The sequence below is a fragment of the Rhodococcus sp. 66b genome (genome assembly GCF_002076325.1).
Classification (GTDB): domain Bacteria; phylum Actinomycetota; class Actinomycetes; order Mycobacteriales; family Mycobacteriaceae; genus Rhodococcus_F; species Rhodococcus_F erythropolis.
In genome coordinates this window covers 485890-502303 of the sequence record NZ_MUZB01000002.1, presented here as the reverse complement: position 1 = coordinate 502303, position 16414 = coordinate 485890, and the positions used below count along the sequence as shown (strand labels likewise).

16 protein-coding genes are annotated in these 16414 nt (G+C 64.3%); 6 read left to right on the top strand and 10 right to left on the bottom strand.

Annotated elements, in window-relative coordinates; translation table 11 throughout:
* Positions 1-97: 97 nt before the first annotated feature.
* Positions 98-1405, bottom strand: coding sequence for a serine hydroxymethyltransferase (gene glyA / locus B0E55_RS05360; RefSeq protein WP_003945195.1), 1308 nt, complete (start codon positions 1403-1405; stop codon positions 98-100).
* Between the two features lie 76 nt (positions 1406-1481).
* Positions 1482-2678 (bottom strand): hypothetical protein, encoded by a 1197-nt coding sequence (locus B0E55_RS05355; protein WP_020970259.1) that lies wholly within the window; start codon positions 2676-2678, stop codon positions 1482-1484.
* A gap of 172 nt (positions 2679-2850) precedes the next feature.
* Here B0E55_RS05355 and coaA point away from each other — a divergent pair, with 172 nt between their 5' ends.
* Positions 2851-3783 (top strand): type I pantothenate kinase, encoded by a 933-nt coding sequence (gene coaA, locus B0E55_RS05350; protein WP_003945270.1) that lies wholly within the window; start codon positions 2851-2853, stop codon positions 3781-3783.
* Positions 3784-3789: 6 nt separating this feature from the next.
* Here the strand turns inward: coaA and B0E55_RS05345 are convergent, their stop codons facing one another.
* Positions 3790-4557 (bottom strand): isoprenyl transferase, encoded by a 768-nt coding sequence (locus tag B0E55_RS05345; protein ID WP_003945211.1) that lies wholly within the window; start codon positions 4555-4557, stop codon positions 3790-3792.
* Positions 4558-4729: 172 nt separating this feature from the next.
* On the opposite strand from B0E55_RS05345, the gene trhA reads away from it, so the two are divergent.
* Positions 4730-5398 carry a PAQR family membrane homeostasis protein TrhA gene (gene trhA / locus B0E55_RS05340; RefSeq protein WP_042920879.1) on the top strand — a complete coding sequence of 223 codons (669 nt, stop codon included), beginning with the start codon at positions 4730-4732 and terminating at the stop codon, positions 5396-5398.
* On the opposite strand, the gene B0E55_RS05335 is transcribed toward trhA, so the two are convergent.
* Genes B0E55_RS05335 through mca form a run of 3 tightly spaced genes read right to left on the bottom strand, consistent with a single transcriptional unit; the run spans position 5365 to position 8601 of the window.
* Positions 5365-7392, bottom strand: a complete 2028-nt coding sequence (locus tag B0E55_RS05335; protein ID WP_080909220.1) for a thioredoxin domain-containing protein — start codon at positions 7390-7392, stop codon at positions 5365-5367. The genes trhA and B0E55_RS05335 overlap by 34 nt on opposite strands.
* A 19-nt stretch (positions 7393-7411) precedes the next feature.
* Complete coding sequence (locus B0E55_RS05330; RefSeq protein WP_007726381.1) at positions 7412-7726, bottom strand: hypothetical protein; 315 nt, start codon at positions 7724-7726, stop codon at positions 7412-7414.
* Positions 7723-8601 carry a mycothiol conjugate amidase Mca gene (gene mca / locus B0E55_RS05325; RefSeq protein ID WP_007726383.1) on the bottom strand — a complete coding sequence of 293 codons (879 nt, stop codon included), beginning with the start codon at positions 8599-8601 and terminating at the stop codon, positions 7723-7725. Before mca ends, B0E55_RS05330 begins: the two co-directional genes overlap by 4 nt.
* Before the next feature lie 303 nt (positions 8602-8904).
* Here mca and B0E55_RS05320 point away from each other — a divergent pair, with 303 nt between their 5' ends.
* Positions 8905-9330: a DUF4307 domain-containing protein gene (locus B0E55_RS05320; protein ID WP_007726384.1), complete on the top strand. Its 426-nt coding sequence runs from the start codon at positions 8905-8907 to the stop codon at positions 9328-9330.
* A 227-nt stretch (positions 9331-9557) separates the two neighbouring features.
* Positions 9558-10052, top strand: coding sequence for a transcription elongation factor GreA (gene greA, locus B0E55_RS05315; protein WP_007726385.1), 495 nt, complete (start codon positions 9558-9560; stop codon positions 10050-10052).
* An 88-nt stretch (positions 10053-10140) separates the two neighbouring features.
* Here the strand turns inward: greA and B0E55_RS05310 are convergent, their stop codons facing one another.
* Positions 10141-11241 carry a C40 family peptidase gene (locus tag B0E55_RS05310; RefSeq protein ID WP_080909219.1) on the bottom strand — a complete coding sequence of 367 codons (1101 nt, stop codon included), beginning with the start codon at positions 11239-11241 and terminating at the stop codon, positions 10141-10143.
* Positions 11242-11446: 205 nt separating this feature from the next.
* On the opposite strand from B0E55_RS05310, the gene B0E55_RS05305 reads away from it, so the two are divergent.
* Together B0E55_RS05305 and B0E55_RS05300 are read left to right on the top strand one after the other, a co-directional pair.
* A complete protein-coding gene (locus tag B0E55_RS05305; protein WP_153211881.1) occupies positions 11447-11692 on the top strand; it encodes a hypothetical protein in 246 nt (81 codons plus the stop codon).
* Positions 11689-12483 (top strand): FAD:protein FMN transferase, encoded by a 795-nt coding sequence (locus B0E55_RS05300; protein WP_003943281.1) that lies wholly within the window; start codon positions 11689-11691, stop codon positions 12481-12483. The genes B0E55_RS05305 and B0E55_RS05300 overlap by 4 nt, the downstream gene beginning before the upstream one ends.
* Positions 12484-12489: 6 nt before the next feature.
* Here B0E55_RS05300 and ilvA read toward each other — a convergent pair whose 3' ends face one another.
* The 3 genes from ilvA to B0E55_RS05285 all read right to left on the bottom strand — a co-directional run bounded on the left by ilvA (position 12490) and on the right by B0E55_RS05285 (position 16391).
* Entirely contained in the window at positions 12490-13653 is a 1164-nt protein-coding gene (ilvA, locus tag B0E55_RS05295; RefSeq protein WP_238077114.1) for a threonine ammonia-lyase, read from the bottom strand.
* A gap of 135 nt (positions 13654-13788) precedes the next feature.
* Positions 13789-14961 carry a cystathionine gamma-synthase gene (locus tag B0E55_RS05290; protein ID WP_007728802.1) on the bottom strand — a complete coding sequence of 391 codons (1173 nt, stop codon included), beginning with the start codon at positions 14959-14961 and terminating at the stop codon, positions 13789-13791.
* 44 nt (positions 14962-15005) lie between these two features.
* A complete protein-coding gene (locus tag B0E55_RS05285; protein ID WP_080909218.1) occupies positions 15006-16391 on the bottom strand; it encodes a cystathionine beta-synthase in 1386 nt (461 codons plus the stop codon).
* Between the last annotated feature and the right edge of the window lie 23 nt (positions 16392-16414).

Sequence of the window (16414 nt, the reverse complement as noted above, 5' to 3'; positions counted from 1 at the left end):
CCACCATCGGTCATGTGACCGATGCCACAATCCGCGACTGGCAAAAAACCAGCGGCCCGGCCCCTCGAATGGGACCGGGCCGTCGGTGAAGGAATTCCTAGACGTTCTTGCTGAGCAGGCCCCAGTTCTCGAGACCGTCGTACAGCGGAAGGTCGAGAGCGAGCTTGGCGACGCGCGCACGCAGCGCCGGCAGATCCGCGTTGCCGGCCAGAGCGGTACCGATGATGTCGGCGACCTCGGTGAACTCGGCATCGCCGAATCCGCGAGTGGCCAACGCTGCGGTACCGATACGCAGACCGGAGGTGGTCATCGGCGGGCGGGGATCGAACGGAACAGCGTTGCGGTTGACCGTGATGCCGATTTCGTGCAGAAGGTCCTCACCCTGCTGGCCGTCGAGCTGCGAGTTACGCAGGTCCACGAGCACGAGGTGGACGTCAGTGCCGCCGGTCAGGACGCTGATGCCCTGGTCTGCGACGTCCTTGTTGCCCAGACGCTCGGCAAGGATGCGCGCACCGGAAAGGGTGCGTGCCTGACGATCCTTGAACTCTTCACCGGCAGCGATCTTGAAGGTGACTGCCTTGGCCGCGATGGCGTGCATGAGCGGTCCACCCTGCTGACCGGGGAAGACAGCGGAGTTGAGCTTCTTGGCCCACTCTTTCTTCGCCAGGATCAGGCCCGAACGCGGACCACCGAGGGTCTTGTGGACGGTCGAGGAGACGACGTCTGCGTACGGGACGGGCGACGGGTGCAGTCCTGCCGCAACCAGTCCGGCGAAGTGAGCCATGTCCACCCACAGGTACGCCCCGACCTCGTCGGCGATCGCGCGGAACGCCGCGAAGTCCTGCTGACGCGGGTACGCGGACCAGCCGGCAACGATGACCTTCGGCTTCTCGGCGAGGGCGATCGAGCGCACCTCGTCCATGTCGATGCGGTGATCTTCCTTGCTGACGCCATAGGACGCGACGTCGTACAACTTGCCGGAGAAGTTGAGCTTCATGCCGTGCGTGAGGTGACCGCCGTGTGCAAGGTCGAGGCCGAGCAGCTTCTCACCCGGGTTCATCAGTGCCATCAGAACAGCAGCGTTGGCCTGTGCGCCCGAGTGCGGCTGAACGTTCGCGAACTCTGCACCGAAGAGTTCCTTCGCACGGTTGCGCGCCAGATCCTCGATGACGTCGACGTGCTCGCAACCGCCGTAGTAACGACGTCCCGGGTAGCCCTCGGCGTACTTGTTGGTCAGGACGCTGCCCTGAGCCTGCAGAACCGAGCGGGGAACGAAGTTCTCCGACGCGATCATCTCGAGCGTGTCGCGCTGACGAGCCAATTCACCAGCCATCGCCTCGGCGACTTCGGGGTCGAGTTCGGCGAGTGATGCAGAGTTGACGTCGGAGCCGGGCACAGCGGTCATCGAGGAATCTCCAAGCTGGATGCGGAAACGAATGCGTCCAGTCTACGAAGTTCGCTCCCGCCGTCTCCACCCGGCACTAGGCAGCACGCAGAGAGCTGGGGACCAGCGGCTCGTCGAGCAGCCTGCGGAAGCGTTCGGTGCGCTCCGCGCCCACCGGCACCTCGTCCAGCCAGCCACCGAGCAGCCGGTATCCCTCGACATACGTGCTGGTGTACGCCCGCCACAGCGGCGAAGACAGGAACTTGAGCGATTGGCGAGCGCGTTCCGGCGTCGACAGCGACCACCGTTCGAGGAACAGCGCCACGTCGTCGAGGCTGCGCCCCTCGTCGTGCAACATCAGAGCGGCATCCTGACGAACACTCAGCAGTTGCCCCGACGCGGCGGAGAGCCGTTGCGCCTTTTCCCCGTCGAAAGACAAGCCGAGATCGGCGTAGATGTCCTGCGCCCACAAGCCCCACTCCGGACCGACGATCGCTTCCAGCGCCAGATCTGCGAGGCCTTCGGCCATGATGCACTGCGGCGTGTTGACCAGGAACAGTGTCTGCTCGAGCTGACCCGAACCGACCAGACCGGCTTCCTTACGGCAATGCTCGGTGTGATGGCCGGGGTAGGACTCGTGCGCGATCAGCCGCGGCAGGTTGGCCATGAACTGCGGCAGATCCGAATTGATCGCAACCTTGGAGCGGTAGTCACCGAGGTAGTAGTTGAAGCCGGACCACGGCTTGTCCCCCACCACTTCGTATTCGACGGTTTCCGACGCCGGAAGCCCGAACGTGCCGCGGACCAGATCGCGCAGCGCACTCGACATTGCCTCGACGCACTCGTTCAGTCTCGCCGCGGGGATCTCGTCGGCCTTGCGATGCGCCTGCACTCGCTGCGCCAGCGGTCCCGGACCGGGCAGAACTTCACCCATCAACCGGTGCGCGTCGCTGTAGGCGTCCTCGTTTCCCTTTTCGATTCGTACGTCGAAGTACGCCTCCACCTCGTCCACGAAGCCGATGTCCTCACCCGCGAACTTGCGCCCGGAGCATTCCAGGGCGCGGAGGTGAACGTCGATGAAATGAGCGCGCTCGGCATTCAGACCACTTCCGGCCAGCTCGCCCCGCAATTCACGTGCCGTGCGGGCAAGTTCACGCGGATCGGGCTTCGGGGCGCTCTCGATCTGCTTACGCAGCGCGGGGTCACCGGTGAACGCGTCGACGAACCCGTCTTCGAGACGGTCGAAACCCAGTCCGAGCAGCAGATATTGGCGAACAAGTGTGTCTGGATCCATAACGACCGAGCCTAGCCGCTCGCTCCGGAATGCCACCCGGCGAAAGTCCCGGACGTGGCACCGAGCACAATCCGACTATGCACTCGGATCGTGCGCACACGCGCCTGGCTTGCTCGCATAGCTGTTTCGTCCGCCGGGCCCCGGGTTCACTACATGCCGGTGAGCTGGGCTGATGGCGCGCACCAACGAATCGAGTCCCTACGTCGAGTTCGACCGCAAGCAGTGGCGGACACTGCGTAAGTCGACGCCGCTGGTGTTGACCGAGGACGAGTTGTACGGCCTGCGTGGTCTCGGCGAGCAGATCGATCTCGAAGAAGTTGCCGAGGTTTATCTCCCCCTCGCACGTCTGATCCACCTGCAGGTGGCGGCACGCCAACGGCTGTTCGCGGCCACCGCGACGTTCCTCGGTGAGAAGCATCCCGATCGTCAGGTGCCCTTCGTCATCGGTGTCGCCGGTTCGGTCGCGGTCGGAAAATCCACGACTGCTCGTGTGCTGCAAGCTCTCCTGGCCCGCTGGGATCACCATCCGCGCGTCGACCTCGTCACCACGGACGGATTCCTCTATCCGACCAGGGAACTCCAGCGTCGGGGCATCATGCACCGCAAGGGTTTTCCCGAAAGTTACGATCGCCGCAAGCTGTTGCGCTTCGTCACCGAAGTCAAGTCCGGGGCGGAAGAGGTAGCGGCGCCGGTCTATTCGCATACGTCGTACGACATCATCCCGGGCCAGTACCACCTGATCCGCCAGCCTGACATCCTCATCATCGAGGGCCTCAACGTCCTGCAGACCGGCCCGCGTCTGATGGTCTCCGATCTGTTCGACTTCTCGATCTACGTCGACGCCCGTATCGAGGACATCGAAGCCTGGTACATCCAGCGGTTCCTCGCGCTACGCAACACGTCGTTCGCCGATCCGAACGCTCACTTTCACCACTACTCCGGCCTCTCCGACCGTGACGCGACCATCGCGGCGAAGGAGATCTGGAACTCGATCAATCACCCGAACCTGGTGGAGAACATTCTCCCCACCCGCCCCCGCGCAACCCTGGTACTGCGCAAGGACGCCGATCACACGATCAACCGGCTGCGCCTGCGCAAGCTCTGAGACGGCTCAGGCGCCGAACCGGCGGTGCCGCGCCGCGTAGTCACGCAAGGCTCGAAGAAAGTCGACTCGACGGAACTCGGGCCAGTACGCCTCGGTGAACCAGATCTCCGAATAGGCGCTCTGCCACAACAGGAATCCGGAGAGCCGCTGCTCGCCGGAGGTGCGGATCACCAGATCCGGATCGGGCTGTCCCGACGTGTACAGATGCCCGTCGATGCCGTCGACCGTGACGGCCTGGATCAGTTCGTCTCCGCTCAGACCCGCACCGATCTTGTCGCGCAGGAGCGATTGGACGGCGTCGGCGATCTCCTGACGCCCGCCGTATCCGATCGCGACGTTGACATGTGTCCCGGTTCGGCCGCTCGTCCCCGCCGCCGCTTCCCGCAAGCGCCTGGACTGCTCGGGAGGCAGAAGATCGAGAGCACCGACGATCTGCACACTCCAGTTCTTGCCGGGCCCGGAGATCTCTTCGACGACGTCGGTGATGATTTCGAGGAGGGTGTCGAGCTCTTCCGGCTCGCGGCGCAGGTTCTCGGTCGAGAGCAGGTAGATGGTTGCCATCTCGATTCCGGCGGCGTCGCACCACTCGAGCAATTCGGCAATTTTGAGCGCGCCCATGCGGTGCCCGTGACTGACATCGGTGAAGCCGTTCTCGCGAGCCCATCGCCGATTTCCGTCACACATCACGGCTACGTGCCGTGGGTGCGCGAGACCGTCGAGATGACTGAGGAGTCGTCGCTCGTAGATGCTGTACAGCAGTCCGCGCAGATTCACCGTGACATCACCATGGTGTCAAAGACTACGCCCGGCAGTGACAGCCACATGCGAGCGCCGTCACGGTTTTTGTACGCGTCGAAAACCCGCAGGTAGGTTATGCTACTGATGCGTAACCTACGGTACCGTAGGTTACGCGGTTCGCAACAGTACGGAACGAGAGGGGTTGCACATGACGGCATTCGGGGTCGACGAGCTTCCGGTCAAACCACGCATGCGCGGTTGGATCCATCTGTGGGCGCTCGGTGTCTCCGTCGTCGCGGGCGTCGTTCTCGTCTCCGTAGCCGGCGCTCAGGTCGGCGCCAAAGCGGCTTGGGCAACCGCGATCTACAGCGTCACGATCTGCGGCCTCTTCGGCATCAGTGCGACGTATCACCGCATCCAGTGGCAGACGGTCAAGGGCCGTACGTGGATGAAGCGTGCGGACCATTCGATGATCTTTCTCTTCATCGCCGGCAGCTACACACCGTTCGCCATGCTCGGCCTCCCGACTCACACCGGCAAGATCATCCTCGCGATCGTGTGGGCAGGCGCGCTCGCCGGCGTCGCACTCAAGATGCTCTGGCCCACCGCCCCGAAATGGGTGGGAGTCCCGCTCTACCTGCTCCTCGGTTGGGCGATCGTTCCCGTGGTCGGTGAACTGACGCACCAGGTCGGTGTGGCGCCGATGGTGCTGCTGCTCGTCGGCGGAATCTTCTACAGCGTCGGCGCAATTCTGTACGCGACGAAATGGCCAAACCCGTGGCCCACGACGTTCGGGCATCACGAGTTCTTCCACGCCGCGACGGTCGTCGCAGCGATCTGCCACTACATCGCGGTATGGCTCGTCGTGTTCAACTGACTCGCCAGTTCCACCACCGTCGTCACCGGCCGATCACACACGAATCCCCGACAGATGTACGCGGCTTCACCTCCGTCGACGAGGGGTCGATCTGCAAGCAGCGGTGAAGAATCCGGGGCACCCCCGACAACCACTGCACCACCCGGCGCAAGCTGGCGGGCATCGGCCAACAGCGAACCTTCCCCGACGACGGCCACCTGTATCGGACCACGCAACGACGCTTCCGCCACCGCGAGCCAGTGCCCCGCCGACCGAGGCGCACGCTCGAGCGGCAGCGTGGCCCTCGCCAGCGCGTCCGCCGCGGCCTGGGCGTAACGAGAAGAGCGCTCGGCATCGGTCAACGCCGCTGCGGTCAACAGAGCCTCCGCGACGCTCGACGCACCGGACGGCGTCGCGCCGTCCAACGGGTCTCGGGGCCGAGTCACGAGCGACTCCGCGAAATCGGCCGTGTCGAACCAGCTTCCCGGCTCGGCCGGATCAGCGAAGTGGTCGAGCGTGACGTCGAGCAACTGCTGCGCCGCATCGAGCCACCGCGCCAATCCCGTTGCCTGATATAGAGCCAGGAGGCCGGTGGCCAACATTGCGTAATCCTCGAGCACACCCGTCGGGGCGCCGACAGCCCCGCCGAGGGAAGCGCGACGCAAGTGACCGTCCACCAGGTGAAGGTCGAGAAGAGCGCCTGCGCACTCGGCCGCCGCGGTGATCCAGTCGGGTCGGTCCAGGGCAAGTCCGGCTTCCGTCAAGGCCGTGACGGTCAACCCGTTCCAGGCCGTCACCACCTTGTCGTCGCGGCCAGGCTGTGGACGCTGAGCCCGGGCGGCACGGAGAGCGTCGGAGACCGTCTGCCAGCGCGACCAGTCGTCGGGGTCACGGAGCAACTGCAGTACCGACGCACCCTCTTCGAAGGTTCCGGTATCGGTGACCCGGAACAACTCCGACGCCCACTGCCCGTCCTCCGCGCCGAGAATCTCGACCAGCTGCGTCGGCGTCCATACGTACGTGAGGCCTTCGACGCCGTCGGTGTCGGCATCGAGAGCCGAAGCGAAGCAACCGTTCTCGGTCAGCAGATCGGAGAGCAGGAACCTTGCGGTCTCCTCGGTGACGCGAGTGGCGAGGTCCGATCCGGTGCGCCGCGCCCAGTGCGCGTAGAACCGCAGGAGCAGCGCATTGTCGTAGAGCATCTTCTCGAAGTGCGGAACCACCCACTCGGCATCGACCGAGTACCGCGAGAAACCGCCACCCAACTGGTCGTAGATCCCGCCACGTGCCATTGCTTCGGCGGTGCGCTCGATGCCGCCGAGGATCTCGCCCGAACCCGTTCGCTCGTACTGTCGGAGCAGCCCCTCCAGTAGTGCCGACGGTGGAAACTTCGGTGCCCCACCGAATCCCCCGCGCGGGACGTCCTCGTCGCCGAGGATCGACCGGCCCGCCGCGTTCAGCAGCTCGGCGTCGATGGGTGCTCCGCCGTACGGAATCCCGCCCGACGCGCGCTGAAGTTCCGTGACGATCGACTGCGCCGCGTTGTCGACCTCGTCGCGCCGATTCGTGAAGGTGTCGACTATCGCTTCGAGAAGCTGTGTGAACGAAGGCATTCCGCCGCGAGGCGTCGGCGGGTAGTACGTGCCGCAGTAGAACGGTGAACCGTCGGGAGTCAGGAAACAGGTCATGGGCCAGCCGCCCTGGCCGGTCATCGCAACCGTCGCATTCATGTAGACGGCGTCGATGTCGGGACGTTCTTCTCGGTCCACCTTCACACAGACGAAGTTCGCGTTCATGACGGCCGCGATCTCGTCGTTCTCGAACGACTCGTGCGCCATGACGTGGCACCAGTGGCACGCCGAGTATCCGATCGAGAGGAGAATCGGCACGTTGCGCTCGCGCGCCCACTCCATCGCTTCTTCGCCCCACTGTTGCCAGTGGACCGGATTGTCGGCGTGCTGACGCAGGTAAGGGCTCGAGGACCCACCCAGGTTGTTCCGCATCCGTGGGTCCATCGCCGCTACCTCGTTCGTCTCAGGATTCTTGCTTGGGCTTCTTCTCGGTAGAGACGTTGGGTTCCGCCGGGCTCGGAGCAGTGATTGCTCCCCGGTCGGTGCCTTCGTCTGCCTGCTGATCGAGTTCGGGATGATCCGGTTCGAACGTCTCCGGCAGCTTCTTGAGCTGGCGGTTCATCGACCGAACCAGGAGGATCACACCGATGAGCAGCGCAAGAATCACCAGCAGGCCGACCGGAGACGACTTTCCGAACTCCGGTCCGGATGGGTTACTCGGGGTCTGAGCAAGAAATTGTGTGGTGCCGAGAACTACCTCGGCGGACAGAGCATTCACTTCTGAGCGTCCTCTTCGAGACCTGCGAACAGGTCGGTTTCCGGAATGGACGTGGTGACCCGCGTCTTGGCGAGCTCGAATTCCTCGGTGGGCCAGATCTTCTGCTGAATGTCGAGCGGCACAGCGAAGAACGAACCGTTGGGATCGATCTGCGTCGCGTGTGCGCGCAGAGCATCGTCACGCTGGGGAAAGTAGTCGCCGCACGTGACCTGAGTGGTCACCCGGACCATCATGTCGCCGCGTTCGGTCTTCCACTTCTTGAGCCAGTCCGCCATCGGGAACGGCTCTCCGCGACGCTCGTACTCCTCCTGGAAGAGTTCGAGGCGCTTACGGATGAATCCGTGCGAGTAGTAGACCTTCTTGATTTCCCACGGCTGACCGTCCTCGGGGAAGTACTCGGGATCGGCGGCGGCTTCGTAGGCTGCCATCGTCACCTCGTGGCACCGGATGTGATCCGGGTGCGGGTATCCGCCGTTCTCGTCGTACGTCGTGACGACGTGGGGACGGAACTCGCGAATCACCTTGACCAGAGCGCGCGTCGACTCTTCGAGCGGAACGAGGGCGAAGCACCCTTCGGGCAGCGGCGGAAGAGGGTCGCCCTCGGGAAGCCCGGAATCGACGAAACCGAGCCAGCGCTGCTTCACGCCCAGGATGCGAGCGGCCTCGGCCATCTCCTCCTGGCGAACTTCGCTGATTCGATCGCGGACACCGGGAACGTCCATGGCCGGGTTGAGAATGTCGCCACGCTCACCCCCGGTGAGCGTCAGGACCATCACTTCGTGGCCTTCGGCTGCATAACGGGCGGTGGTGGCCGCACCCTTGCTCGACTCGTCGTCGGGATGGGCATGGACGGCCATGAGCCGGAATCCGCTCACGTGTTCGTTCACCTCAACTTCACCTGTAGCCGTTGCCGGCAGTTCACCTGTAGCCGTCACCGGCAGTTCACCTGTAGCCGTCACCGGCAGTCTTCGAATCACACGCTGTGCACCGCTCGGATTACTCCGGGCCGTTGCCGTCAAACGTACCGACTGCCGCCAAACCTACCGACGGCGCGACGGGACACGTCCTCTATAGTTCCACCCGAGAGTTCCTGGCGCAGCCGTGACCCCTTCGGTAATCCGGCGGGACACAGTCAGTTGCTGCACGACACGTGAACTCGAGTCTTCGAGAGCAGAGTGATGAGCAAACCGCTTCCCCAAGATCGGTACCCGAGCACAACTCGCACGGGCAGTCCCCGCAAGTGGATGGTGTGGGCTCTGACCGCTCTCGTCATCGTCGTAGGCGGCGGAATCGCGTACTACGCGTACGGAAAATTTGCGGTCAAGGAAATCGAGACCGAGACCATCTCGTTCGACATCGCCAACGACTCCACGGTGAAGATCCGTTTCACCGTCACACGCGACGACTCGTCGCGTGAAGCGATGTGCATCGTGCGCGCACGCTCGAAGGACGGCTCCGAAACCGGTCGACGTGAGGTCTACGTCCCGTCGTCGGAACATCAGACCCTCGAGTTCAACACCGAGGTCAAGACGTCCCAGCCGCCAGGCATGGCCGACGTCTACGGCTGCAGCTTCGACGTTCCGGAGTACCTGACCAAGAGCTGACCTCGGAACGCACCCACCCTGCCGGACGTTTGACGCCGGACAGGGCGGGTAGTCATGCGTGATAGAATTGCCCGATACACGGTTCCGGGTGGAACCGTGTATTGCTGCATTGACGCAAGGTTTGACGGCAAGGTTGCATCCCTGGTGGTGCTTCTGTGTCGTTGTTCGCTGCTGTTGCAGCGATCGTCGAGGGAGCCCCCGGCTCCGACTACTAGGGAGTGATCGAGATGACCGAGACCCAGGTGACCTGGCTTACCCAGGAATCACATGACAGGCTCAAGAACGAACTCGACCAGCTCATCGCCAATCGCCCGGTCATCGCCGCCGAGATCAACGAGCGTCGCGAAGAGGGCGACCTGAAGGAGAACGGCGGCTACCACGCTGCCCGCGAAGAGCAGGGTCAGCAGGAAGCCCGCATTCGCCAGCTCCAGGAGCTGCTGAACAGCGCAAAGGTCGGCGAGGCCCCCACTCAGTCCGGTGTCGCACTGCCCGGATCCGTAGTCAAGGTCTACTACGACGGCGACGAGAGTGACACCGAGACGTTCCTGATCGCTACCCGCGAAGAAGGCGCACGTGACGCCAAGCTCGAGGTCTACTCGCCGAACTCACCGCTGGGCGGCGCGCTGCTCGAAGCCAAGGTCGGCGACACGCGTGAGTACAACCTGCCCAACGGCAGCACCATGAAGGTCACGCTGCTGAGCGCGGAGCCTTACCACAGCTGATCGGCTGTACCAGCTCTGAAAAGAAGCGCCACCCGACTCGGTCGGGTGGCGCTTCTTGCTCTGTCGACGCTCGCCGTTTCCTGCCCACTCACACCACGCGGCGAGCCTTCATGCCGGCGAAGATCGGGCCGACCTTCACCACGTCACCGAATGTGGGTGCGTGAAGCATCTGTCCGTTCCCGACATAGATCGCCACATGGCCGGGACCGCCTGCCTGCCAGTTGCCGAACAACAGGTCACCGGGCTGCGCCTGATCCAGTGGGACCTCGACGCCGACGCCCCACTGTGTCTCCGAGGTCCGGGGCAGAGTCACTCCGGTGGCCGCGTGGATCGCGTACGACGTCAGACCCGAGCAGTCGAACCCGCCCATCGAGGGCCCGTTGATGTTTCCGCCGCCCCACACGTACGGCAATCCGAGAAACTTCAGACCGGCCTCGACGACGCCGCCAACGGCAGCGGCGAGGTTGTTGTAGTCGAAGGGTGCGAGCATCAGAGCGAACGAGTCCTGCAACGATTTGATCTGTGCGACAAACGGAGCGGCGACCGCCTGCTCCGCGGGAACCTCGCCCGCCTTGTCGGCGGGGCCGCCGCCCGCTTCGCGAACTGCGTCCGGCCCGACGTCGTAGGCAGCGAGCGCGAGGTCGACGGTATCGCCCTCGACCTCACCGGACTTCTGCCAGGACTGCGCTTGCTTCACGAGATCGCACAACCGGTATCCGGTTGTCATCACCGGATCGGCAACGCCCAGGATGTCCATCTTTCCGTCGCCGTCACCGTCCTTGCCGTATGCCGTCCACGCTGCGGTGGTGAAGCGGCCAGGCCCGCGCCCACCTTCCGGTGAGATGTCGGTATCGGGTCCGTACTTGAATCCGTTCTCGACCGAGTACAGCGAAGCGATCACCGCGGGCGTGATCTCCGAGCACAGAGCACCGGCCTTCTTGATCCACGGCGCAAACACCGCCACCGCTCCGACGGGCGCCAATGTCGCTCCCGGAAAGTTGGAGGGTACGGAAGGCACGATTCCCTCAGGTGTGTCCTGAGTTCGTGCCGGTCCGTTCCAGGCTGCAAGTGAGACTGCAGCATTCGAAGACTCGTTCTTCTCGACTTGTGCGGGCGCTCCGAGAGTTCCACTCATCACGCCCAGTGCGGTGCCGATCGACACAGCGATCGCCAGGACACCGACTGCCATCCGAACCTCCGATAAACCTCTGAAAATCTACGTACGTGGTCGTACCCGAAACTTGTCGGTGCGAACATCTACCCTTTCGAACATGCATTCGACACGGCTCAGTCTCGCGACTCCTGTAACCAATGTCTCATTTATCTCGGTGGGCGTTACGCAAATGACTACAGACACCAAGGCTTTTCTCAGGTTCGGCGTGCAAGCTGAGTGCATGAGCGACGATCGGCCACGACCCGCCCGGGGACGCACTACGGTGTATCGACCCGTTCGCCTCGCCCTCGCAGCCACGGCTGTGGCGGGAGCGCTCGCAAGCGGCGGACTTTCACTCGTTTCTTCTCCCACTGCCACGGCACTCGCGCCGGACACCTCGGCTTCTCACACGAAGAATCCCGTAGCGAAGCGGCCCGTCGTGGTCGCCGGATTCGGAACCCCGGACGCCGTCTCCAACGGTTCGTGAGCACTCCGCGCTCGGCCTCCGAGTGGCTCACGTGGGGTGTGCAGGCCCGGGTTGTCGTCACCGACCCTGAGGTCCTTCCCTCCGCGGCCAGCCTGGTTCGCGGATACCTCACCGCTGCCGACGCTGCCACCAATCGAGATCGTGCCGACTCCGAGATTCGTACCTATGTCAGCGCCGCGAGCAACGTCGACGGCGTCGCCGTGACTCCGATGTTCGCGCACTTCCTCGAAGACGCGTTGGCCGTCGCACGACTGACCGACGGCAAACTCACGCCGACGGCCGGGTCGGCAGACCCTCACTCCTGGTGGAAGATCCGCGTCGAGAACAACCGCGTGTACAGCCCGGACGACGTCGTTCTCGATCTGTCCGCGACGGCCCGCGCCAGTTCAGCGGACCACTGCGCGGCATCGACCGCCACGCTTCTCGGGTGCGGAGTACTGGTCGGCCTCGGCGGGGACATCGCGGTTGCCGGCCCGGCGCCGGAAGACGGCTGGCAGATTCAGGTTCAAGACCTGCCCGGCGACCCGACGTGCCAGGTAGCGCTTCCTTCCGACTGCGGGATCGCCACGGCCAGCACCGTCAAACCACTACACCGCGAATCGACGGCGACGCCGATGTGGCGCACGGTGTCGGTGATTGCATCTTCCTGCGCCCAGGCCGCCGCATTCAGTCGGGTTGCGGTCGGCATGGGCGGTTCGGCCATCGACTGGCTACATCAACTCGACGTACCCGCCAGGCTGGTCGACCAGGAGTACCGCGTAACGGTTCTGGGCGGCTGGCCTGACGAGTAAGTCGCGTCAGTTCTGCAGTCGTACGGCGTAGCCGGCACGGTCGAAGGCGGTGAGAAGTTCCGCCTTGTTGTCCGGACCCCGCGTCTCGACGGTGAGGAAGACTTCCACTTCGTCGAGCGCGAGTTCGCCACCGGTACGGGAATGGATGACGTCGACCACGCTGGCGCCGTTCGCTCGAACCACTTCGAGCAACGAGACCAGTGCGCCCGGCCGATCGTCGATGGTGATGTGAACGCCGAGGAACCGTCCGGCCGCTCGCAGACCGTGCGAGATGACGTGCGTGAGAAGCAGCGGATCGATGTTGCCGCCGGAAAGCACGGCGCACACCGGCCCTGTCAGTCCCAGCTCCTCCGGAGAGCAGGTCATCAAGGCCGCAACGGCCGCAACGCCGGCCGGTTCGACGATGAGCTTGGCGCGTTCGAGGCACAGCAGGAGCGCTTTGGACAGCGCTTCCTCGCTGACCGTCACCACGGCATCGACATGGGCGGCAACTTCGGCGAACGGAACCTCGCCCGGGCAGCCAACGGCGATACCGTCTGCCATCGTGGACATCGACGCCAAGGCGGTCGGCTTCCCGGCTGCCAACGACGCCGGCCAGGCAGCCGCGGTCTCGGCCTGCACTCCGACGATGCGGACCTGCGGGCGTACAGCTTTGACTGCTGCGGCCACTCCGGCGATCAACCCGCCGCCGCCGGTGGGGACGAGGATAGTGCCGACCTCAGGCAGTTGCTCGAGGATTTCGAGCCCCACAGTCCCCTGCCCCGCCACGACGTCCTCGTGATCGAACGGGTGGACCAGAACCGCTCCGGTCCGGTCCGCGAATTCGCGAGCGGCCACGAGCGCGTCGTCGACAGTCGAACCGTGCAGGTGGACCTGAGCTCCATATGCCTTGGTGGCCACCAACTTCGGCAGCGGCGCACCCGTCGGCATGAAGACGGTCGACTTGATTCCCAGTTCTGTTGCAGACCAGGCAACTCCCTGCGCATGGTTACCGGCACTGGCCGCCACCACGCCCGCTGCCCGTTCCTCTGCGGAAAGATTGGCAATGCGGTTGTACGCACCGCGCGGTTTGAAAGAGCCGGTGCGCTGCAGGTTTTCACATTTCAAGCTCACGGCGAAGCCGGTGGTTTCGGACAACACTCGCGAGGCCACGACCGGGGTACGTCGCATGACCGGGGCGAGCAGTTGCTGTGCAGCCTTTATCTGTTCGAGATTCACGCATGCCTCCAGAAAGTGCGCCTCCACACCCTCGTGAGGTGTGAAGGCGCACTGCAGATTCGAAGTCGAATTACTGTAGAGCGACGATCAGGACAGCGCTTGCTCGATGTCGCCGACCAGGTCGGAAGCGTCTTCGATGCCGACCGACAGGCGAACCAGATCGTCGGGAACCTCGAGAGCGGAACCGGCCGTCGAGGCGTGGGTCATCGCGCCGGGGAACTCGATGAGGGATTCGACGCCGCCGAGAGATTCTGCCAGCGTGAAGATCTCGGTGCGCGAGCACAGGTCGAGAGCTGCCGCCTTGCCGCCCTTGAGGCGGACGGAGATCATGCCGCCGAAGCGTCGCATCTGCTTGGCCGCGACCTTGTGTGACGGATGCGAAGCCAGGCCCGGGTAGATGACGCTGGCAACCGCGGGGTGGCCGTCGAGCAATTCGACAACCTTCTCCGCGTTGTCACTGTGACGCTCCATGCGCAGCGCCAGTGTCTTGATTCCGCGCAACGTCAGGAACGCGTCGAACGGGCCGGGAACGCCGCCGGATCCGTTCTGCAGGAACGCAAACGCGGTATCCAGTTCTTCGTCGTTGCAGACGAGAGCGCCACCGACCACATCGGAGTGTCCGCCGATGTACTTGGTCGTGGAGTGCAGCGCGATGTCGGCACCGAGCTGCAGCGGCTGCTGCAGGTACGGCGACGCGAAGGTGTTGTCCACCACGATCTTTGCGTTGCCCTCGTGGGCGACCTCGGCAAGGAGCTCGATGTCACCGATATTGAGCAGCGGGTTCGTGGGCGTCTCGACCCAGACCAGCTTGGTGTTGGACTTCATCGCCGCGCGCACCGCATCGACGTCGGACACCGGAGCCGGGGTGTACTCGATCCCCCACTGCGTGAACACCTTGTCGATGAGACGGAAGGTTCCGCCGTACGCGTCGTCGGGGATGACCAGGTGATCGCCCGGTCGAAGTACCGAACGGAGCAGGCAGTCGGTGGCCGCCATTCCCGAACTGAACGCTCGGCCGTAGGTTCCGGATTCGAGCGCGGCAAGGTTCGCCTCGAGCGGGCGACGGGTGGGGTTGCCCGTTCGCGCGTACTCGAAGCCACTGCGCATTCCACCGACGCCGTCTTGGGCGAAGGTGGAACTTGCGTAGATCGGCACGTTGACCGCGCCGGTCAGCGGATCGGGTTCGTAACCCGCATGCACCGCTTTCGTGGAGAAACCCTGCCAGCTGATGTTGTCGGCCTTGCTGCGTTGCTCACTCATGGTCCCCAGCCTAATGGCGCCGGCACCGGCGCAGGAATCCGTACTCAGGAATCCGAACTCAGGAAACCCAGGAGATCGTGGCGCGTGATGACACCGACCGGCTTGCCGTCGTCGACGACCATGAGTGCGTCGGTGTCACCGAGCGCCTTCGTGGCAGCCGAGACCGGCTCGCCGGAACCGATGAGCGGGAACGGCTTGCTCATGTGCTTCTCGACGGAATCCGCAAGGTGCGCACGGCCTTCGAATACCGCGCTCAGCAGATCTCGCTCGGACACGCTTCCGGCGACCTCGCCTGCCATGACCGGCGGTTCCGCACCCACGACGGGCATCTGGGACACGCCGTACTCGCGCAGGATCTCGATCGCGTCGCGCAGAGTCTCCGACGGGTGAGTGTGAACGAGGTCCGGCAGCTCGCCCGACTTGCCGCGCAGGACGTCGCCGACGGTGGGGACGTTGGTCTTGCCGTCGAGTGGGGTGCGCAGGAATCCGTACGACGCCATCCACTGATCGTTGAAGATCTTGGACAGGTAGCCGCGGCCGCCGTCCGGGAGGAGGACGACAATCAGAGCGTCGGGGCCTTCGCGCTTGGCTACTTCGAGGGCAGCGACGACGGCCATACCGCAGGAACCGCCGACCAGCAGTCCCTCTTCGCGGGCGAGGCGACGCGTCATCTCGAAGGAATCGGCATCCGAGACGGCGATGATCTCGTCCGGGATGGACGGGTCGTATGCCGACGGCCAGAAGTCTTCGCCGACGCCTTCGACCAGGTACGGGCGACCGGTGCCACCGGAGTAGACGGAGCCTTCGGGGTCTGCGCCGATGACCTTGACCTTGCCGCCCGAAACTTCCTTGAGGTAGCGGCCGGTGCCGGTGATGGTGCCGCCGGTGCCGACGCCCGCGACGAAGTGCGTGATCTTGCCGTCGGTGTCGGCCCAGATCTCGGGACCGGTGGTCTCGTAGTGGCTCTCCGGTCCGCCCGGGTTGGAGTACTGGTTGGGCTTCCAGGCGCCGGGGATCTCACGGGTGAGGCGGTCGGAGACGCTGTAGTAGCTGTTCGGGTTGTCCGGTGCGACGGCCGTGGGGCACACGACCACCTCGGCGCCGTAGGCACGCAGGACGTTGCGCTTGTCTTCGCTGACCTTGTCTGGGCAGACGAAAACGCACTTGTATCCACGCTTTTGCGCCACGAGTGCCAAGCCGATTCCGGTATTGCCCGAAGTCGGCTCGACGATGGTGCCGCCAGGCCTCAGTTCACCCGAAGCCTCGGCTGCGTCGATCATCTTGACGGCGATGCGGTCCTTGGAGCTACCGCCAGGGTTGAGGTATTCGACCTTGGCTGCCACCGTGCCGAAGTTTTCGCCCGTGACGGACGTGAGCTTGACGAGTGGGGTGTTGCCGATGAGGTCGACGACGTGTTCCGCGATGCGCATTCGTCCATGTTCCCAGATGAAAG